Genomic DNA, 18,607 nt, shown 5'->3' with positions numbered 1-18,607 from the left:
GACAGCCAGTTTGGGCTGAGCCACCAGAACAATCCAGGGGATATACCGACATGAAAGAAACGCCCGAGTACAGACGGCTACGAACCTATCTGTCGCCTATTGGTCACTCGAATCGTCGGACGCAACGGCCGGGACGCAGATGGTGACCGCGCCCGGCACCACCGACGCGGTGAACTTGCGGGTCTTGGCGCGGGCGCCGCCGTCAAGCTCGTATTCGAGCGGCGACTTCAGCTTCACGTCGATCCGCCGCGCCCGCGTGGTCCGCACGAACGGCGAGTTGTCCGAGCGGCCGACCGCCATCGTGCCGAGCGCCCGGGCCCACTGCAGTGCGCCCTGCGCGGTCGCGACACCGACGTCGAGCCAGCCGTCCTCCGGCGAGGCGCCGTCGAAGGCCTCGATGCCGCCGGTGATCGTGCCGACGTTGCCGATCAGCACGCAGCTGGCCTCGTCGTCGAACCAGTCGACGCCGTCCACCTTGATCTTTGCCCGGGGCGCTTCGCCGTTGACGTGGCGGATGCCGGTCCAGACGTACGCGAGCTTGCCGAATCGGTCCTTCAGAGCCCCGTCGGCATCCTTGATCATCGCGCCGTCGAAACCGACGCCGGCCATCACGGCGAAGTGCTCGCCTTCCAGCAGTCCAAGATCAAAGCGGCGCCGGTCACCGGTGAAGGCGATGTCGACCGCCTTGGCGAGGTCCGTGGGAATGCCGACATTGCCGGCGAAGAGATTCCCGGTCCCGGCCGGCATGATCGCCACCGGGATCTTGCTGCCGCCTTTGACAGTGGCAAGGGTGTCGAGCGAGCGTTGGACCATGCCGTCACCGCCCCAGACAACCAGCAGGTCCACATCGGCCTTGATCGCCTTGCGAACCTGCTTCGGCGCCTTGCGGCTTTTCGGCACTTCGAACCAGAGCAGCTCGTCGACGCCCTTGCCGGTGATGCATCGGCGGAGTTCGTCGAGCCCTCCTCCGAGGGTCTTCCGCTGGTGAGCAACGACGGCGATTCTGCGGGGGGTACGCATATCGCCGCCGTTACCCAGAATCAGCGGAATCCGAAACGGCTGCGCTTCTTACGGCCGAAGGTGTTCTGCAACGTGTCCGCGCCCTGGCGCAGGAAACGGGTGCCGCGGCTGGCACCACGACGACGCTCGATGGTGTCACTGAGCTTGCGGGCGCCGGCCGCGCCGAGGGGGACGAGAATGGCGGTCAGGATGATTTTGCGGGCAAAGTTCCAGATCATGCCCACCTAGTACCCACATTTGAAGATCAGTTCACGGTGTCGCGCATCCGTTGCTCGGCGGCCGCGCTGCGGATCACCATGAGACGCAGCTCCAGCTCGTCGGCGACGATCGAGGCCAGGTGTTCGAGAGCCTTGAGCTGACGCGTGTTGGCGTCCCGCGGCCGGCTGTCGATCACGTTGACCGTGCCGAGGCGGTAACCGTCGTGGGTGCGGATCGGCGCGGCGGCGTAGAAGCGCAGACCCAGCTCGCCCCGGACCAGCGGGTGATCCAGCGTGCGTGGGTCGACGGCCGCGTTGTTGATCACGTAGACGTCGTCCTGGGCGATCACCGAGGCGCACAGGCCGGGCTCCTTGCCGACCTCGCGGACACCGGCCAGGCCCTGGCACGCGGCCAGCCAGACCCGGTCCTGCTCGACCAGGGAGACCGTCGCGATCGGCGTCTCGAAGATGGCGCCGGCCACGAAGGCGATCCGGTCGTACGCGTCCTCGACCGGCTGGTCCACCATGCGATAACGGCGCACCGCCGCGAGCCGGGCCTCCTCGCTGTGCTGAGGGCCGACGTTGTCCAGATATTCATAGGCGTTAGACGACGCTGTCATGGACGCCAGCCTATGTCCTCAGCAGGCTGAACGTCGCACAAAAAGTCAGTCAGAATCGGGCGAAGGATCGCACCGGCATCCGGGGGCCAAATTTCGGCGCGCCGATCCCACCGAGGGCGAAAAGGTCACAGACCCGGCCGCGATGCCCGCGGAACGGTTCCAGCAGCTCCAGCATCCGCTCGTCGGTGCCTCGCGCCTCACCGGCCAGCGCCCAGGCCACCGTGTTCGGGATGTGGAAGTCGCCGACACTGACCGCGTCCGGGTCGCCGAACGCGTACCGCACCACCTCGGCCGCGGTCCACGGACCGATGCCGGGCAGCGCGGTCATCCGGGTGGTCGCCTCGGCCGGGTCCGCGCAGCGGTCGAGCCGGGCGGCCACCGCCGCGGCGCGCAGCAGGGCCTGGGTGCGCCGCTGCTCGACGCCGAACGGATGGAAGACCCAATAGGCCGAGGCGGCGATCGCGGCGGGATCCGGCGGCAGCACGAGATCGGCCGGGCCGGGCGCCGGCTCACCGAAATGCCGACAGATCGCACGGTATGACCGGTGCGCCTCCTTGCCGGTGACCTTCTGCTCCAGGATCGCCCGCAGCAACCGGGGAAAGACCTGCCCGGTGGCCGGCAGCCGCACACCGGCGAACGTCTTCGCGAGCCGGCTCACCAGCGGATTTCCCGCGGCCATCTCGTCGAATCCGGTGAGGTCGTCCCGCAGCCCCGCGATCGCGTCGGCGCGGTCGACGACCCACGTCGCTCCCGGCCCATGGCCGGTCGCGATCAAATCCCCCGCGGCGCGAGCCAGGTGCAATGCCGCCGGCCCTTCCGGGGTACGCACGGACAACCAGAACTCACCGTCCCGCAGCATCCCGCAGGGGTCATGTTTCGGCACCAGCAGCGGCCGCACCGAGGCGCCGAAGGCATAACGCTCCGGCGGCGTCATCCGGCGGGTCACGGTCACCGGGCAACTATCCCACCAGCCGCCGGTAAATGGGCAGGCCGATGGCCCTGACCTTGCTCCGGGGTCAGGGCCATCGGGCGGTGAACCGGACACCCGAGAAAGGTCCGGTCACCCAGTGCGGAGTGCCTTCCGGTGGTGGCCGGTCGGCCCGTCGCGTTGATCCGTCCAGCAGGGGAGAGGACGGCCGGCTGCGCCGAAGGGGGGTCCCGGACCGAAATCCGGTCCGGCGCAGCCGTGCGGCGGTGTGCTCCGCGTTCAGGTGGTCGTACGGTCAGCCGCGAACGCGGATCCGCACCGAGTCGAAGGCGGGGGTCTGGTTGGCGCGCTCCATCATCGGCGTACGGTGCGAACCGTCACCGGCCCACGAGGAGCACTGGAAGTTACCCGCCTCGGGCAGACCCGGCACCTGGATGGAGACCGTGTCCGGCTGGGCGCCACCGCGGCTGTCCTCGGTCGCGACGAAGAACGCCGGGACCGGCTCCGGGGCGGGCGCCTGGTTGGTGCTCTGCAGGATCCGGCACGCGGTGTGGAAGTGGCCGCGGACCAGGCCGTTCTGCAGGACGCTGCTCTCCACGTAGTACCCACCCTGGCCGGCCGCGAGGAAGCGGTCACGGATCAGGTTCCGGGTGCTGATCTGCAGCGTGAACGGGGTGTTCACGTTGACCTGGCGAGGCGCCTGGGTGATCAGCAGCGTGGGGTTGTTGGCGGCCGCGCCGACCTCACCGAACTCGGTGGAGACGCAGCGGTCACCACGCTGGAAGCCGTCGTGCGCCTCCAGGTTGGAGGTGTCACAGCTGTTGGTGAGGATGCCGAGACCGGCGCCGGGCGGCGGGACCGTGGCGGTCGGAGCCGGAGCGGGTGCCTCGGTCTCCTCTTCCTCCTCGGCCGGCGGCTGAGTCTCCTCGGCCGGGGGCTGCTCTTCCTCAGCCGGCGGCGCGGAGGTCTCCTCGCCGGCGGGAGGCGCGGTGGTCTCCTCCTCAGCCGGGGCGGAGGCTTCCTCGGACGGCGCGGCGCTGGCGTTGCCGCCACCGTTGTTGTTACCGCCGTTGTTGTTGCCACCGTTGTTGCCGTTGTTGCCGCCACCGTTGTTGTTGCCGTTCCCGCGGCGGCGGGCCTGGGTGGTCGCCTCCGCGGTGCCCTCCTGGTTGGCGACGTTGTTCATCACCCAGGTACGGCATCGGGCGCGGACCTGAGCCGCGGTGGCCACGTCACCGGCGCCGTCGTCAGCGTGCTGGGTGACCTTGCCGTTGTTCGTGGTGTACGTGCCCTGCCGAGTCTCCGTGGAGAGGTCGACCTGGTTGGGGGCGGCCAGGTCGTCACAGGCAGCCAGGGCCCGCTTGGTGGTGCGGTCGGTGCTGGCGTTCGAGACCTGGGTGACGGTCACGATGCCGCCGAACGCCACCAGCGTGGCGGCGACGGCGATGATGCGGCGCCGACCGCTGAACCACGTCGGGGAACTGGCGCGCCGGTACTTGGACCTTCGCATGGGTGACACCTTTCATGGTCGCCGTGGGCGAGTCGAAGACCTAGCGCGCCCGGAAGATGCGCATGGTCGTGATGACCCCGACCACCAGTGCGGCGGCGAGGACGAGCAGGATGACTGTGTTGCTGAGGCCCGGGATGCTCCCGCCCTCGGTTGCTGCGACCAGCATCTGGTTGTCGATCGGAACCGGACCCTGACCCGCGGCCGCCGGGGCCGCCGCGGTGGGCAGCGCCGAGTAATCGACGATGCCGCTGCTCTCCAGCAGGGTCATGTGCGTCATCACGAACTGGTTCGTCTGCTGGGCCAGCTTGCGGACCGTGTCGTTACGGGTGGTGGCCCGGATCGACGCGATCGCCGGGAAGATCTTCCCGTGTGCGGCCCGGAGCCGATCGATGAAGATCTGGTCGAACTGGGCCGGGGTGGCCGCGTTCCGCATCTCGTTCAGCCAGACCTGCTGGTCACCGTTGGGCTGGCCCGGAAGGCTGATACCCAGCTTCTTCGCCGCCGCGCGGTCCAGGTTGTCGAGCGAGACGTGCTGCTCGGCGATCGCCTTGCCGATCTTGACGACCGTCGGGTTCTCGGACTTCTCCTGGGCCATGTTCCCTGCGGGAACCTCCCAGAGGCCGGCCAGCCGGACCTTGATCACGAAGTCCCGATCAGCGGCGCTGACCGTACCGGCTCCCTTGTCGGTGAGCCCGGTGTTCGGGGGGATCGGGACTGCGTCATCGGCGTGTGCGGGCCCAGCCGGCGTCAGTAGGAACGCCAGGGAGAGGGCCAGGGTGCCGACCAGCCATCGGGGAATACGGCGGGTCATCATCTCTCTCTCCTCCCTGCTTCGATCAGTAGCTGTAGTCGCTGCCGGTGTCGGACGCCTCGTCCGAGGACTCCGCGTCCTCCGCGGCGGGCGGCGCGACCGGCTTCGAGATCTTGGGAAGGCAGGTCAGGTTCTTGGTGCCTTCGGGGGTGATGACGAACCAGGTGCCGCTGACGTTCTGGCCCTTCCACTGACCCGGCTTCTTGTCGCCGATGTAGCGGTAGAGCGGCCAGCCCTTGAGGGTCAGCTGCTTGGTGCCGTCCGCCCGGGTGACCGTGCCGACCAGCGACTCGTCCACGCCGTCCAGCGTGGGCGTGCCGTCGTTGGTGAGCGCGGCCGGCCAGATGGCGGCGCAGTCGCCGTTGCAGTTCGACTTGGCCGGGTCGTCCTCGTCCTTGTCGAAGCGGTACAGAACGAAGCCGTCCTGGTCCTGAACGGTCTCGCCCATCTTCGCCACCTTGGTGGCGGTGAGCTCCGTGGTGGTCAGCTCTTCGCTGATCTCCGGGGTGTTCGCCTCGTCGGCCGGTGCGGCCTCCTCGGTCGAATCGGGGTCAGCCTCGGCGGTCGAGTCGGGGTCGGCCTCAGCCGTCGCGTCAGCCGCGCCAGGCGTGGCGGCGACCTCGTTCGACGCCGGCTCAGCGGCGTTCCCGTAGTCGGCGGCCGCGGTGTTTTCGCCGTATCCGGCCGGGGCGCAACCAGGCAACGCGACGATCGCCGCGAGTGCCGCGCCGAGAACCATCAACTTCCGCTTCTCCGGTACCACAGGTCCTCCAGCTGATTAATGGCGTTGCCATTTCCGGCCAGTAGTACGGAGACCGTGCGAAGTCGGTTGAACATTCGGGTCGATCAGTTTGGAGAAATTTCCTTTGAACCATCCACCTGCGGCATACGTAAAGACATGACCCATACGCGAAAAAAGGCCCGGCTGCCGAAGCAGCCGAGCCTTTCAGTGGTCGTACGGTTACGGAACGCGAACCAGTGCGTCCCCCGGACCGTTCGCCGTGATCTCCTGCACCTGGAGGTGGGCGATGTCCTCACGAGCGGTGCCGGTGACGGCCTGAAGCAGCAGCGGTGACGGGTTGGCGGCGGTGCCCCAGCCCTTGTCGCCGATGTCCCAGGTGGCGAGCAGCTCGGCCGTGCCGTCGGTACGCACGGCGTACAGGCCGCACTTCTTCGGGCCGGTGATGTTGGAGACGGCGAAGGACACCTGGGTACCCCAGTCCTTCTCCTCCAGGCCGACCGCCAGCGCGACGTTGGTCCGCGCGTCCGCCCCGCTGTACGTCTTACCGGGCAGCTCGGTGCCGCCCAGGCCGACGCCGTCCGAGTTCGGCAGCGGGTCGAGCTGGCTGCTGGAGCTCTGCGCGCCGGTCTCCGGCGCGGTGGCGTCGTTGCCCAGCCAGCGGCCGCCGGCGAAGAGCGCGCCGATCGCCAGCATCGCGAAGACCACGACGGCGGCGGCCAGCGAGTAGAGCCTGCGGCTGTTCGCCCGGCGACGCTCGGTACGCACCTCGCGGAGCATCTTGTTGAGCACCTGGCCGTCGCGCTCGGACTGCTCGGCGGCGATCAGCGCTTCCGCGTCGACCCCCGAGAGCACGTCCGCCACCTGGACGAACGACTCCAGCTCCAACGCACACTGGGGGCATTCGATCAGATGGTCCTCGAACCGCGAGGCATCGTGGTCGTCGAGCACGCCCAAGGCGTACGACGCGACGTCGTAGTGCTGTTCCTGTGTCATTCGGTCACCCCCCGCTGTTGCAGAGCCGTCCGCAGGGCCCGAAGAGCGTAGTAGACCCGGGACTTGGCCGTACCGAGCGGGAGGTTCAGTGACTCCGCGGCCTCGGGGACGGTCCGTCCACGGAAGTACGTCTCGATCAGGATCTCCCGGTGCGAGTGGCTCAGCTGCCGGAGCGCGTCCGACACCGTCATCGATTGCAGGACCTTGTCGGTCTCGTCGGACGTGGTCGGGAAGCTCTCCAGCTCCCGATCGTACGTCTCCGCGGGGCGCGCGTTGGCGCTGCGGTGCTCGTCGATGGCGATGCGGCGGGCGACCGTGACAAGCCACGGCCGCAGTGACTGCTGACCCTGTGCCCCGAGCCGGTGCGCATTGCGCCAGGCTCGCAGCAGGGTTTCCTGCACGATGTCCTCCGCGCGCTGCCGGTCTCCACCAGTCAGACGCAGCACGAACATCAGCAATGGTCCAGCGTGCTCTTCGTAGAGCATCTTGACCAGCGTGTCCTCGTGGCTGGGACTGCTGCTCGGAGCGGCCTCGTGCCGCGGCGTCTGCCGCGGGATCACTGTGCCCTCGTCGCGTGAGTGGTTGCCGCCATCGAGAGCTTGCCACCTACCACCGGAGTGTTGTCGTGCCATCACACGCACCCTCTCCGGCGCGAGCCGATCCTCGGCCACCGCATGCATCGATACCTCCGCCCGGACCTTTCCCCGTCGCCTGAAGTACGGCTGGGAAGGGCTGCCGGGATCAATGCCGGCGCGAGATTTTCCGGGACACTCGGTCTCAACGGTCCTCCGCTGCGATCGTGGACGATAGGCGCACCGGTCGGAGATCACCCTCCGTATTGATCTACGACGATTCGAGCGCCAGGTAAGGCGGAATGATACTCAGTGACAACCGACCGTAGACATGGTCCCGAGAATAATTCTCCCCTAAGCGGGAGAGCGCGATCTCGGAGCGTGAACCTACGATTTCGTAGCGTTGACGAGACCGCGTAAGAAGTGGTGAAACGTGGGGTCCGAGAACCGTTCGGGTGACCCCGGAATGCCGGTCGGACCTTTTAGTGCACCGGGTCGCCGGGAGCGCTCCCATTTCCCGATGGCGCTGCTGGGACGCCTTAACGCCCCTTTATCGATCACCCTGGATCGGCCTCGGGTGCCCGACTTCGCGCGTTCTGGAAAGGAAGTTTCCATCACCCTTCGGGTGATCTCACGTCAGGTCTCACGGGCCGGGATGGAAGATCAACTAGTGAGACGGGTCCGCGCGGTCTCCCGCGCCAGCACCCGATGCAGCACCCGCGCGTCACCCAGCATCCCGCGCAGCCGCCGCTCCAGACCGGCGATCGGCACCAGGTTCTGCGGCGCGCGCGGGTCCTTGTACGCCGACGACGCGAGCCTGGGCAGCGTCACCACGGACAGCTCGGCCAGCTCGATCGCCTGGTCCGGGCTGAGCTCCGGCGAGCACTCCACCCGCACCACACCGGACCACGGCGCACCGGACGAGCCGGGCAGCCGCAGGTACCACGACCAGCCGCCCCAGACCGTCTCGATCTTGAAGACCGGCGTCCGCTGGGCCGGCCTCAGCCGGGGCACGACCGCCTGCTGCGCGGCCGGGAGATATTGCTTCTGCTGGGTCTTGATGTACCCGATCGTGCGCGGCAGCTGACGCCGGCTCCGGAGCGGGCCGTCGACGATCAGCAGGTCGGCGCCGTCCGAGCCGCCGTCCCGGGCCGCCGCCGAGATCTCGATCTCCAGGGCGGTCAGCGGCGGCTGCACGGCGGCCGGCAGCTTGCTCGCCTCTCCCGTGCCGCTGACCCGGTGCACCTCGTATTTCACGGTGCCGGCCAGCAGGTCGCCGACGGTCGGGCTGGCGGTGAACAGGCCCCGCGCCACCCGGGCACCGGCCATCTCGGCGACACCGCGGGCGAGGTCACAGCGGACCACCCCGGCCGCGTACGAGGCGGCCAGCCCCGCGTACGACGTGCCGTCCTCCTCGGCCGTCCACAGGCCCGCGTCGTTGCGGCGGACCCCGTCGACCAGGAAGACGACGTCGGGCGCGCGGACCGAGGAGGAGACGCCGATCGGCGCCCACTCGGCGGCCGGCACCTCGACGCCGACGTCCACCTGCTGCGAGCTGGACGACGCCGGGCCGTCACCGCCGCCCTCGCCACCCTCGTACGAGGCGCCGTACGAGGGATCCCACGCGTCCACGAACATGCTGGTCACAGGCCGACCCTTTCGACGTGCGCGGTCCGCGCGTCCTTGTGCACCTCGAACCTGACCGGAATCCGTTCGGCGAGCGACTGCACGTGGGTGACGAGACCCACCATCCGGTCGCCGCGGGCCGCCAGGTTTTCCAGCGTGGCCGCGACCACGTCCAGGGTCGCCGCGTCCAGCGTGCCGAAGCCCTCGTCCAGCACGATCGACTCCAGGCTGGCCGCGGTCGTGCTCATCCCGGCCAGCTGCTCGGAGAGCGCCAGCGCCAGAGCCAGCGACGCCTGGAACGTCTCACCACCGGAGAGCGTGCGTACGCCCCGCTTGAGCCCCGCGTCGTGGTGGTCGACCACGAAGAACTCGCCCTTGTCGTGCACCAGTTCGTACTGCCCGTTGGTCAGCTCGCGCAGGATCCCGGACGCGCCGTCGACCAGCAGGTCCAGCGCCTCCTCCAGCAGCCAGCGCTCGAAGTTGTTCGCCCGCAGGTGCCCGGCCAGCGATTTCGACACCCGGCTCTGCTGCTGAAGCGCATTACGCTGCTCGGCCGCGTCGTTCGCCTGCTGCCGGCGCTCGGCCAGCCGCTGCCAGGCCGCCTCGGCCCGCTCGGCGGCCACCGCGGCGGCCCGGATCAGCCCGGACTCCGCGTCAACCGAGGACACCGTGAGGTCCGCCTCGGTGAAGAGGTCGACGATCGCGCCGTGCGCCCGGACCGTCGTGACATGCGCGGCGCCGACAGCGGTGTCCGCCTCGGCCCGCGCGGTCAGCCGTGCCTCGTGCTCGCCACGTGCCCAGCCGACCAGGGCCTGCCACGCGCCGGCCAGGTCGTCCCGGTCGGCCGGCGGTGGCACGAACCGGGCCAGGCCGTCACGGACCGCGTCGAACGTGCGCCACGCCGTCCGCTGCTGTTCCTCAGCGGCCCGGACACCGGCCTGCGCTCTGCGGTGCGCCTCGCGGGCCGCGCGGACCGCCGTGGCCGCGTCCTCCAGCTTGCGCTGCAGCTCGCCGAGATCGGCCAGCCGGGCACGGACCGCGTCGATGTCGGGCAGTCCGGACACCGCGGCACGCACCTCGGCCAGCCGGGAGCGGTGATGCTCGTACTGGCCGCGTTTGCGCTCCAGGTCGCTCTCCACGTTGCGAGCCACCGCGTCGCGTTCCCGCCAGCGGGTCGCCGCCGTCTCGGCCGCCGCTTTCGCCGCGGCGCCGGCCGCCTCGGCGAGCCGGACCGCTGACTCTTTCGGCACCTCCGGGACCACGGTGACCGGCTGCTCGCAGACCGGGCAGTCGTGCCCGGCCTCCAGGTGACCGCGCAGAGCGGCGGCCCGGTCGAGCTGCTGGGCGTCCCGGTAATCCTGCCGGGCCTGCTCCAGCAGCTGCTGCGCGCCGAGGTTCTCGGCCTGGGCCAGCTCTGCGGCGGCCGCCGTGTCGCGGTACTCCACCTCGGCGACCGACACCTTGCCGGCGAACCAGTCCTCCTGCTCGACCAGCCGCTCCAGCTCGGTGTGCCGGTCCAGCATCAGCCGCAGCGTCCCGGCGTCACCGGCCGCGGCCAGCTCGCCGCGGATCTTCTCCTCGGCCTCCTCGGCCGCGTGCACCTCTTTCGCCGCCTGCTCCGCGGCGGCACGAGCAGCGGTGGTCGCCCCCGTCGCTTCGTCCAGCCCCGCTGGGGTACGCACGGACGACAGCGCCGTCAGCTCCCCGTCGATCGTGTCCCGTGCCGCGATCGCGGTCTTCTCGGCCTCCCGGGCAGAACGCAGCCCCGGAACGGCAGCCTCCACCGCGCGGGTGAGTTCCCGGATCACCTCCAGCCGCTCGGCGGCCGCGCCGACCGCCTCGTCGGTGGCGTCGGTCAGCTGGCCGAGCTGCTGCTCCACGACGGAGAGCTTGGCCTCGGCGGTCTTGCCCCGCTCCGACGCCTTGAGCTGCACCTCCTCGTAGACGTGCAGCCCGAGCAGGTTGACCAGGATCTGCTGGCGGGTGGCCGGCTTGGCGTGCAGGAAGTCGGCGAACTGACCCTGCGGCAGCACCACACAGCTGGTGAACTGCTCGTACGGCAGGCCGACCGCGTCCAGCACGGCCCGGTCCATCTCGGCCGGGGTGCCGGCCAGTGCCTCGCCGAGGTCCTCCAGGTCCATGCCGGTGTCCAGCTTGGTCACGTCGAAGCCGGGCGGCATCAGCTGGAGACCGGCGCCCGCCGTCTTCACGTTGCCCCGGCCGTCGCGGCGGACCACCCGGGTCGCGACGTACCGATCGCCGGCCGACTCGAAGCAGAGCCGGACCCGGGCCTCGGCCGCGGACGGCGCGAGGGCGTTGCCGATCCCCCGGGTGCCGCCCCACCGGGGAACCTGGCCGTAGAGGGCGAAACAGATCGCGTCGAGCACCGTCGACTTGCCCGAGCCGGTCGGGCCGACCAGGGCGAAGTAATCGGCGTCGGTGAAGTCCACGGTGGTCGGGTCACGGAAGACCGTGAAGCCGGCCATGTCGAGCCTCAGTGGCCTCATTGGTTGCTGCTCACCTCGTCGTAGAGCTCGTCGAAGAGCTCGCGGACGCCGTCCTCGGCGTTGCCGCGACTGTCCAGATAGTCACCGAAGAGCTCGCGCGGCGAACGGCCGGCGCGTTCCGCCGACCGCTTTCCTGATCTGTCCGGCAGCATGTCCGGGTCGATGCGCACCTCCAGCGCGTTCGGCAGGAGCTCCTGCACGTCCTCGCGGAGACCCGGCCGGGGCGTCTCCCGGATCAGGACACGCAGCCAGGCATCCGGAAGGTTCACCGTTTTCAGCTGCTCCAGGGTTCCGCGCACGGTACGCAAGGTCAGCGCCGAGGTCACCGGCACGTCCCGGACCCGGGCGGCCTGGTCGGCGGAGACGTCCACGATCGCGACCGAGCAGACGTTCTCCTCCTCGCCGAAGTCGACGGCGAGCGGGCTGCCGCTGTACCGCGTCGGGCACGGCGAGATGATCTGCTGGGTGCGGTGCAGGTGGCCGAGGGCGACGTAGTGCGCGTTCGGCGGGAAGACCGTGGCGGGCACCGCGTAACCCATGATGGTGTGCGCCTCGCGCTCGCCACCGCCGGTGCTCGCGCCGACGATCGTGAGGTGGGCGGTGAGAAGGTTCACCACGCCGGTCTCGGCGAACGGCTCGCTCAGTTTCGCGATCAGCCGGGCCACCAGGTCGGCGTACGTCTGGTTGGCCTCGGCGGCGGACAGTTCGTACATCTCGGCGGCGCGGATCGCGTACCGCTGGGAGAGGAACGGCAGGGCGACCAGCCGCCAGCGCTCGCCGCTCTCGGTGGTCCCCTCGATCAGCAGATCGCTGAGGTCGCCCTTCTTCTTCGGGTACGACCCGCGCAGCTCGATGCCGGCGGCGTCGGCCCACGGGCGCAGCGCGTCCAGCGCGGCGCCGTTGTCGTGGTTGCCGCCGATCGCCACCACCCGCGCGCCGGTCTTGCGCAGCGCGGACAGCGCCCGGGTGACCAGGCGCGTCGCGTCGGCCGTCGGCGCCGCGGTGTCGTAGAGGTCACCCGCCACGATCACCAGGTCGGGCCGCTCGGCCTGGGCGATCTCGACCACCTGGGCCAGGACCTTGATGTGCTCGTCCTGCCGGTTTCGGCCCTTGAGGACCTTGCCGACGTGCCAATCGGAGGTGTGCAGGATGCGCATCGCAGAACCTTAGAACGGGATGTCGTCGTCGGAACCGCCGCCGCTGCCCACGACGGCGAACGGATCGGCGCCCTGGACTATCGAGCGGAGAGTTTCGGCAGGCGGCGGCCCGGACTCCGACTTGCGGGTCGCCCAGGCCGGGAACGGGAACTCGACACAGAGCGGGACCGGGATGTCCGGCTGGTTCACGAACATGGTGCCGGGACGGGCCAGCAGCGCCCGCTGACGCATCGCGGGCGGCAGGAAGCCGTACTCCGGCCGGGAGGCCTCGGCCGGGTCGAGGCGGCCGACCACCCGGATCGCCGAGTTCGTCACGATCCGGCGCTCCACCTCGCTCGCCGTCTGCTGCGCGCCGATCAGGATCACCCCGAGTGAACGGCCCCGCTCGGCGATGTCGAGCAGCACGTCCTTGATCGGCGAGGAGCCCTCACGCGGAGCGTATTTGTTGAGCTCGTCGAGGACGACGAAGAGCAGAGGGCGTCCGGTGCCGGATTTCTCCTTCTCCTCGAACTCGGTCTTCAGCGTCACGCCGACCACGAAGCGCTGCGCCCGGTCCGGCAGGTTGTGCAGGTCGACGACGGTGACCTGGGCGCTCGCCGCGGTCTTGATCTGGTGCGGCCGGCGCGAGGCCAGGTCGCCGCGGATCAGCCGGGACAGGTCGCGCTTGCTGTTGATCAGACGCCGGGCGAACGCGTTGACGGTGCCCATGTTGACCGCGCTGCCGGCCCAGGTGGACCGGGTCTCGTCGTCGGTGAGCTGCTCGACGATGTGGTCCACCAGGTCCTGGTACGACCCGATCCGCTTGCCGTCGATGCTGACGCCGCCCTCAGCCGGGACGGCGTACCTGTTCAGGTGGGCGGTGACCGAGTGCACCACCATCGTGTACTGCTGGCGCTCGTCGTCGGCGTCGGCGAACACGTACGGCAGGAGCTTGGTCTCGCAGAACTCGGCGAGCGTCCAGTAGAACGAGTCGACACCGGTCAGCCGGCTGCTCACATCGGGCGCGCCCGACGAGTCACCGGCGCGCGGCGGCGCGTAGACCCGGACGTCCGGGAACGGCGCGGCGGGCAGGCCGAGCAACGCGTACGCCTCGCGGGTCTTGTCGTCGAGCTTGGTGTTCGGATGGTCGAGGAAGAGCAGGTCCTCGCCCTTCACGTTGAAGATCAGGGCCCGCGCGTTGGGGCCGTCGGCGCCCAGCTGCCCGGAGCGGAACACCGAGTAGAGCAGGAACGTCGCGAAGCTGGTCTTGGTGGCGACACCGGAGATGCCGGAGATCGACACGTGGGCGCCGCGGGTGCCGTCGAGGAAGTCCGCGTTCAGGAAGACCGGGACACCGTCACGGCCGGTGCCCATCGGGACCCGCCGCTCCATCCGGTCGAAGTGCAGAGCGGCGTCCCGCGCCTCGCCGGTCGCCCGGTAGACCACCGCGCCGGGCGCGGGCGGGACGTAGAGCTCCGGATCGACCCGCGTCGTGGTGATCTCGGCCGCTTCCTGCACCATCGCCGGCAGCGTGCCGTCGGCGATGGCGAAGACGTCCGAGTCGAACTGGGCGCCCTCGTGCCGCGCGCGCACCTGGGTCACCACCCCGGCGATCGTGACCGGTTCGCGGTCCGGCAACTCACGCTTGGTGACCACGACATCGTCGAGCTGCAGGTAACTGTCCGGGGACACGGCCGTCCAGAACTGCAACGGGGTGGCATCCGCGGTGCCTAGTACCCGTCCGACCGGGGAAGTTTCGTCTGACACCCGGATCATGGTGCCTCAGGTGTACGACAAAATGCCCCTCGGATGTGTCGTCCACAACTTCTGGTGTCCATCAAACGAGTTACGCACAAGATCTAGATCAATTGATGGAGGCGCGCCCGCTTCGTGCGTACCGAAGGAAGAGCATGTCGTCGCGTGTCAGAGCGTGACGCAACGTCATAGGCCGCGGCGGCCCGGAAGGGCCGTGGGCGATGCGGCCCGCCTGGCCGCCGGCGAGCAGCGGCGCGACGGTCAGGCACAGCTCGTCGACCAGGTCCTCGGCGATGAGCGAGCCGAGCAGACCGGGTCCGCCCTCGCAGAGGAGCTGGGTCGCGCCGCGCTCGTGCAGCAGCGTCACCATCGCTGCGAGGTCGACCTGATCGTCACCGAGCGCGACGATCTCGGCCACCTCGGCGAGAGCGGTGGACGGGGTGGCGCCCGCATGGGTGACCACGATCGGGCGACGCGGGGCATCGGAGAAGATCAGCTGCTCGGGGTCGAGATCGAGGCTGCCCGAGACGATCACCATGAGCGGGTGCTCGGGCAGTCCGGCGGCCACCCGCCAGGCGCGGGCTTCCGAGGTCAGGCGTAACGCATCGTAGTTCTCGGCACGGACCGTGCCGGCCGCGACGATCAGCGCGTCACAGGCCGTCCGCAGCGCGTCGAAGATCTCCTTGTCGCCTGGCCCCTGGAGGCCTGCCGAGAGTCCATCGACCGAGACCGCACCGTCCGCGCTGGCGATGAAGTTGACCCGCAGGACAGGCTCCGGCTCTCGCGGGTAGAGATCGGGCAACGACGCGGGCCAGGTGTGCATAGCGGTCACGCGTCCCGACACTATCCGCACGTCACACCGGTCACCGGACGACCGTTGTGATTTCGGGCATATCGCCAGGCTTGACGGGCGGGACACGGCTGTGCAATCGGTCCGAAACGCCAGGTGGGCAGGCTGTTACACAGGACGGCGCCACCGGCCGTTCGCAACGGGAGGAGTTTCATGTTGCTGCGGGTACGAGTCACCCTGCCGGACCGTCCCGGCGCCCTCGGACAGGTCGCGCGCACTCTCGGAGTCGCCGGCGCTGACATCGTCCAGGTCGTGGTGCTGGAACGCCTCGGCGGCCGGGCCTGTGACGACTTCACCGTCGTGTGGCCGGGCGCGTCCCGCGTCGAGCGCCTCCTCGCTGGATTGGCTGCCATCCCGGGCGTCCAGGTCGACGGCGTGTGGCAGGCGATAGGAGCACCCGTCAACGGCGGACACGACGCCGAACTTCTCGCCCAGGTCGCCGCGAACCCGGCCGACGGTCTCGCCACCCTGGTCGACGCGGTCCCCGGGCTGCTCGCCGCCGACTGGGCCGCCGCCGCGGTGGTCCCGGCCGACTGGGCGTCGCGCAGCGGCTCCGGCAACGTCGCGAGCGAGGCCCAGGTGCTGTACGCGAGCTGGCGCGCCCCGTCCCCGCTGCATCTGCCCGAGGTGACCCCGCTGCGGGCCCGCCCGTTCGCCGAGCCGGGCGGACCGCGGTTCGCCGTCGCGCCGTTCGGCCGTGCCGGACTCGTGCTGGTCGTCGCGCGTACCGATGAGGAAGACCTGCAGGCCGCCGCGTTCCACGTCACCGAGGTGGATCGGGTCGCGCAGCTGGTCCGCGCCGCCGCCGTGATCCTCGGCGACCGGCTGGACACCGTCGCACTGCCCACGGCCATCGACGAAGTGGTGTGACCATCGTGACCCCGTGTGATCGTTCTTACGCGGAAATCGCAGGTCAGGCAATCTTCGGGTAACAACGCCGGGGCACTCTTGAGTGCGGATCACGAGTGCATGAAAGGAGTGCCCCGCATGGCGTTGTGGCGAATTCGAGCCACGGTCGACGACCGTCCCGGCTACCTTTCCGTGCTGACCGCGAGCCTGGCTCTGCGGTCGGTGAACATCCTTGCCGTCCAGGTGCATACGACCGAGGAGGGTGCGGTCGACGACTTCCTCGTCGACGCGCCCGACGCGCTGACCGACGCGGACGTTCTCGCCGCCGTGGTCAAGGGCCGTGGCCGGGACGTCTTCGTGACGAGGGCCGAGGCGCAGGGTTTAGCCGATCAGCCGACCCGCGCGCTGGCTCTGGCCGGGCGTCTCGTGCACGAGCCGGACGCTCTGGGCGAGACCCTGGTGGCCCTGCTCGACGCGACCGAGGTGCGGTGGCGCCCGGGCACCGTGACCGAGCAGCCCGGCTTCCACGGTGGACGGATGACGCTGGCCGACCCGGCCGGCGGCTCCTACGAGGTGCTCCGCGCGCTGCCCGCCTTCACCCCCGCCGAGTACGCCCGGGCGCAGGCCCTGGTCGAGCTCGCCGGTGTGGTCGTGCGGCAGCAGCACGAACAGGTCACCCTCTTGCTGTCCGACGGCGCCGAGCTGGTCGTCCGCCCGGCGACGAAAGACGACCTGGCGGCCGTCCGCGAGCTGCACGAGAGCTGCTCGCAGGCCACGCTGCGGCGGCGGTACCTGAGCGGCTCGGTTCCCGGTGACAACCGGCTGCGCCAGCTGCTCGAACCGGCCGGCGGCGTGACGCTGGTGGCGGCGACACCGGCCGGCGCCGTGATCGCGATGGCGAACCTGGTCACCGAGGGCGACCTCGGCGAGGTCGCCCTGCTGGTCGAGGACGGCTGGCAGCGGCGTGGCCTCGGCACCGCTCTGCTGCGCAGGCTTTACGGGTACGCCGAGCGCTCCGGTTTCGCGGCCGTGGTGGCACACACCGGCGCTGACAACGTGGCGATGCTGCGCACGCTGCGACGCCTCGGCGCCGGATCGATCGAGCGCGACGGGACGATGGTCAGCGTCACCCTGCCGACGGCGGGAAGCCCGGTCGGCAAAGAGACTCCTGCGACCTCCGGGTAGCGGGTGAGAGGGGTGGCGGCGACCTGGTTCAGGGAGCCGCCACCCAAGGGTTTCTCAACCCCTCAGCAGACCGTGTTCCACGCAGGTGGCTGTCCATCCTGTCGGGACCACCTGCACCTTCATGCGCCGGCGGCAGTGCGGGCAGAACCTCGGTGGCTCCAGCTCGCGCGCTGCCGCACAACCCGAGTGATCACCCTCGGCCGCCGGCAGCCCGCACCGGTCGCAGAACATCAGAACGTGGCCGACAGCGACTTGACCGGCATCTTCAGGTCCTGGAGCAGCTCCAGGTCGGCCGTCGCGGGCCGGCCCAGCGTCGTCAGGTAATTGCCGACGATCACCGCGTTGATGCCGCCGAGCAGGCCTTCGCGCGTACCCAGATCGCCCAGCGTGATCTCACGCCCTCCGGCGTACCGAAGGATGGTCTTGGGCATCGCGAGCCGGAAGGCGGCGATCGCGCGCAGCGCGTCCTTGCCCTCCACGACCGGGCGGTCACCGAGAGGCGTGCCCGGACGGGGGTTGAGGAAGTTCAGCGGGACCTCGTGCGGGTCGAGCTCGGCCAGCTGCGCCGCGAACTCGGCACGCTGCTCAATGGTCTCGCCCAGGCCCAGGATGCCGCCGCAGCAGACCTCCATGCCGGAGTCGCGCACCATTTTCAGCGTGCCCCAGCGCTCCTCCCACGAGTGGGTGGTCACCACGTTGGTGAAGTAGGAGCGGCAGGTCTCCAGGTTGTGGTTGTAGCGGTGCACACCCATCTCGACGAGGTCGTCGACCTGCTCCTGGGTGAGCATGCCGAGGCTCGCGGCGACCTGGATGTCGACCGCTTCCTTGATGGCTTTCACCCCGGCGCGCATCTGGTCCATGAGCCGTTTGTCCGGGCCGCGCACGGCGGCCACGATGCAGAACTCGGTCGCACCGGTGGCCGCGGTCTGTTTCGCCGCCTCCACGAGAGAGGGAATGTCCAGCCAGACGGCGCGCACGGGAGATGAGAAAAGTCCCGACTGGGAACAGAAGTGACAGTCCTCGGGGCAGCCGCCGGTCTTCAGCGAGATGATGCCCTCGACCTCGACCTCCGGGCCGCACCACTTCATCCGCACGTCATGTGCCAGCTGCAACAGGGCGGGCAGGTCCTCATCGGGCGAACGAAGAACCTCCAGGATCTCCGTCTCGGTGAGGCCGGCGCCGCCGTCGAGGACCCGGGTCCGGGCCCGGTCGAGGATGTCTGGCATGCCCGTACCCTACAGAGTTCCCGGCCCGGGCAGGACTGTCGGTGGTGGGTGGTAGTTTCCGGGTCTCGTGATCTCTGGGG

At 69.8% G+C, this 18,607-nt stretch carries 17 protein-coding genes and 1 pseudogene; 2 read left to right on the top strand and 16 right to left on the bottom strand.

The window, feature by feature from the left end; translation table 11 throughout:
• Positions 1–96 precede the first annotated feature (96 nt).
• The 14 genes from B0I29_RS25370 to B0I29_RS25305 form a co-directional block, all read right to left on the bottom strand.
• Complete coding sequence (locus B0I29_RS25370) at positions 97–1,020, bottom strand: diacylglycerol/lipid kinase family protein (RefSeq protein WP_111651556.1); 924 nt, start codon at positions 1,018–1,020, stop codon at positions 97–99.
• Between the two features lie 20 nt (positions 1,021–1,040).
• Positions 1,041–1,238, bottom strand: coding sequence for a hypothetical protein (locus tag B0I29_RS25365; protein WP_111651555.1), 198 nt, complete (start codon positions 1,236–1,238; stop codon positions 1,041–1,043).
• A 26-nt stretch (positions 1,239–1,264) separates the two neighbouring features.
• Complete coding sequence (locus B0I29_RS25360; protein WP_111651554.1) at positions 1,265–1,837, bottom strand: GAF domain-containing protein; 573 nt, start codon at positions 1,835–1,837, stop codon at positions 1,265–1,267.
• 49 nt (positions 1,838–1,886) lie between these two features.
• Positions 1,887–2,771, bottom strand: coding sequence for a DNA-3-methyladenine glycosylase family protein (locus B0I29_RS25355; protein ID WP_111651622.1), 885 nt, complete (start codon positions 2,769–2,771; stop codon positions 1,887–1,889).
• Between the two features lie 289 nt (positions 2,772–3,060).
• Positions 3,061–4,275 carry a Pecanex-like protein 1 gene (locus tag B0I29_RS25350; protein WP_111651553.1) on the bottom strand — a complete coding sequence of 405 codons (1,215 nt, stop codon included), beginning with the start codon at positions 4,273–4,275 and terminating at the stop codon, positions 3,061–3,063.
• 40 nt (positions 4,276–4,315) lie between these two features.
• Complete coding sequence (locus B0I29_RS25345) at positions 4,316–5,089, bottom strand: DUF4142 domain-containing protein (RefSeq protein WP_111651552.1); 774 nt, start codon at positions 5,087–5,089, stop codon at positions 4,316–4,318.
• A gap of 22 nt (positions 5,090–5,111) precedes the next feature.
• Positions 5,112–5,825, bottom strand: coding sequence for a COG4315 family predicted lipoprotein (locus tag B0I29_RS25340; RefSeq protein WP_181557972.1), 714 nt, complete (start codon positions 5,823–5,825; stop codon positions 5,112–5,114).
• Positions 5,826–6,047: 222 nt separating this feature from the next.
• Positions 6,048–6,821: an anti-sigma factor gene (locus B0I29_RS25335; protein ID WP_111651550.1), complete on the bottom strand. Its 774-nt coding sequence runs from the start codon at positions 6,819–6,821 to the stop codon at positions 6,048–6,050.
• Entirely contained in the window at positions 6,818–7,501 is a 684-nt protein-coding gene (locus B0I29_RS25330) for a sigma-70 family RNA polymerase sigma factor (protein ID WP_111651549.1), read from the bottom strand. The genes B0I29_RS25335 and B0I29_RS25330 overlap by 4 nt, the downstream gene beginning before the upstream one ends.
• A gap of 555 nt (positions 7,502–8,056) precedes the next feature.
• Positions 8,057–9,040, bottom strand: coding sequence for a hypothetical protein (locus B0I29_RS25325; RefSeq protein WP_245972725.1), 984 nt, complete (start codon positions 9,038–9,040; stop codon positions 8,057–8,059).
• Positions 9,037–11,526, bottom strand: a complete 2,490-nt coding sequence (locus B0I29_RS25320) for an AAA family ATPase (protein WP_111651548.1) — start codon at positions 11,524–11,526, stop codon at positions 9,037–9,039. The genes B0I29_RS25325 and B0I29_RS25320 overlap by 4 nt, the downstream gene beginning before the upstream one ends.
• The gene (locus B0I29_RS25315) at positions 11,523–12,683 is read right to left on the bottom strand and encodes an exonuclease SbcCD subunit D (protein WP_111651547.1); all 1,161 of its coding nucleotides are present in this window, start codon (positions 12,681–12,683) and stop codon (positions 11,523–11,525) included. Before B0I29_RS25315 ends, B0I29_RS25320 begins: the two co-directional genes overlap by 4 nt.
• A gap of 9 nt (positions 12,684–12,692) precedes the next feature.
• Positions 12,693–14,438: an ATP-binding protein gene (locus B0I29_RS25310; protein WP_111651546.1), complete on the bottom strand. Its 1,746-nt coding sequence runs from the start codon at positions 14,436–14,438 to the stop codon at positions 12,693–12,695.
• A gap of 88 nt (positions 14,439–14,526) precedes the next feature.
• A complete protein-coding gene (locus B0I29_RS25305; RefSeq protein ID WP_111651545.1) occupies positions 14,527–15,240 on the bottom strand; it encodes a pyrimidine reductase family protein in 714 nt (237 codons plus the stop codon).
• Positions 15,241–15,420: 180 nt separating this feature from the next.
• Between B0I29_RS25305 and B0I29_RS25300 the strand changes: the two genes are divergently transcribed.
• Both B0I29_RS25300 and B0I29_RS25295 read left to right on the top strand, forming a co-directional pair.
• Positions 15,421–16,137, top strand: coding sequence for an ACT domain-containing protein (locus B0I29_RS25300; protein WP_111651544.1), 717 nt, complete (start codon positions 15,421–15,423; stop codon positions 16,135–16,137).
• Positions 16,138–16,254: 117 nt separating this feature from the next.
• Positions 16,255–17,301 (top strand): GNAT family N-acetyltransferase, encoded by a 1,047-nt coding sequence (locus B0I29_RS25295; protein WP_111651543.1) that lies wholly within the window; start codon positions 16,255–16,257, stop codon positions 17,299–17,301.
• Positions 17,302–17,355: 54 nt separating this feature from the next.
• On the opposite strand, the pseudogene bsaP reads toward B0I29_RS25295, so the two are convergent.
• Together bsaP and bioB are read right to left on the bottom strand one after the other, a co-directional pair.
• Positions 17,356–17,619: pseudogene (bsaP, locus tag B0I29_RS47840) on the bottom strand (biotin synthase auxiliary protein BsaP); the annotation flags it as partial.
• On the bottom strand, positions 17,532–18,527 hold the full coding sequence (gene bioB / locus B0I29_RS25290) for a biotin synthase BioB (RefSeq protein WP_111651542.1): 996 nt from the start codon (positions 18,525–18,527) through the stop codon (positions 17,532–17,534). The pseudogene bsaP and the gene bioB, both read right to left, overlap by 88 nt.
• Positions 18,528–18,607 lie beyond the last annotated feature (80 nt).

Source organism: Actinoplanes lutulentus (assembly GCF_003259845.1).
Lineage (GTDB): Bacteria > Actinomycetota > Actinomycetes > Mycobacteriales > Micromonosporaceae > Actinoplanes > Actinoplanes lutulentus.
The sequence above is the reverse complement of the archived record's forward strand: the minus strand, read 5'-3'. Positions and strand labels throughout refer to the sequence as shown.

Excerpts from the sequence above, each read along its gene's own strand:
- B0I29_RS25345 (WP_111651552.1), bottom strand. The coding sequence starts at position 5,089 with ATGATGACCCGCCGTATTCCCCGATGGCTGGTCGGCACCCTGGCCCTC.
- B0I29_RS25295 (WP_111651543.1), top strand. The coding sequence starts at position 16,255 with ATGGCGTTGTGGCGAATTCGAGCCACGGTCGACGACCGTCCCGGCTAC.
- B0I29_RS25335 (WP_111651550.1), bottom strand. The coding sequence starts at position 6,821 with ATGACACAGGAACAGCACTACGACGTCGCGTCGTACGCCTTGGGCGTG.
- B0I29_RS25330 (WP_111651549.1), bottom strand. The coding sequence starts at position 7,501 with ATGCATGCGGTGGCCGAGGATCGGCTCGCGCCGGAGAGGGTGCGTGTG.
- B0I29_RS25310 (WP_111651546.1), bottom strand. The coding sequence starts at position 14,438 with ATGATCCGGGTGTCAGACGAAACTTCCCCGGTCGGACGGGTACTAGGC.
- B0I29_RS25315 (WP_111651547.1), bottom strand. The coding sequence starts at position 12,683 with ATGCGCATCCTGCACACCTCCGATTGGCACGTCGGCAAGGTCCTCAAG.
- B0I29_RS25340 (WP_181557972.1), bottom strand. The coding sequence starts at position 5,825 with ATGGTTCTCGGCGCGGCACTCGCGGCGATCGTCGCGTTGCCTGGTTGC.
- B0I29_RS25365 (WP_111651555.1), bottom strand. The coding sequence starts at position 1,238 with ATGATCTGGAACTTTGCCCGCAAAATCATCCTGACCGCCATTCTCGTC.
- B0I29_RS25300 (WP_111651544.1), top strand. The coding sequence starts at position 15,421 with ATGTTGCTGCGGGTACGAGTCACCCTGCCGGACCGTCCCGGCGCCCTC.
- B0I29_RS25305 (WP_111651545.1), bottom strand. The coding sequence starts at position 15,240 with ATGCACACCTGGCCCGCGTCGTTGCCCGATCTCTACCCGCGAGAGCCG.
- B0I29_RS25350 (WP_111651553.1), bottom strand. The coding sequence starts at position 4,275 with ATGCGAAGGTCCAAGTACCGGCGCGCCAGTTCCCCGACGTGGTTCAGC.
- bioB (WP_111651542.1), bottom strand. The coding sequence starts at position 18,527 with ATGCCAGACATCCTCGACCGGGCCCGGACCCGGGTCCTCGACGGCGGC.
- B0I29_RS25320 (WP_111651548.1), bottom strand. The coding sequence starts at position 11,526 with ATGAGGCCACTGAGGCTCGACATGGCCGGCTTCACGGTCTTCCGTGAC.
- B0I29_RS25355 (WP_111651622.1), bottom strand. The coding sequence starts at position 2,771 with ATGACGCCGCCGGAGCGTTATGCCTTCGGCGCCTCGGTGCGGCCGCTG.
- B0I29_RS25360 (WP_111651554.1), bottom strand. The coding sequence starts at position 1,837 with ATGACAGCGTCGTCTAACGCCTATGAATATCTGGACAACGTCGGCCCT.
- B0I29_RS25370 (WP_111651556.1), bottom strand. The coding sequence starts at position 1,020 with ATGCGTACCCCCCGCAGAATCGCCGTCGTTGCTCACCAGCGGAAGACC.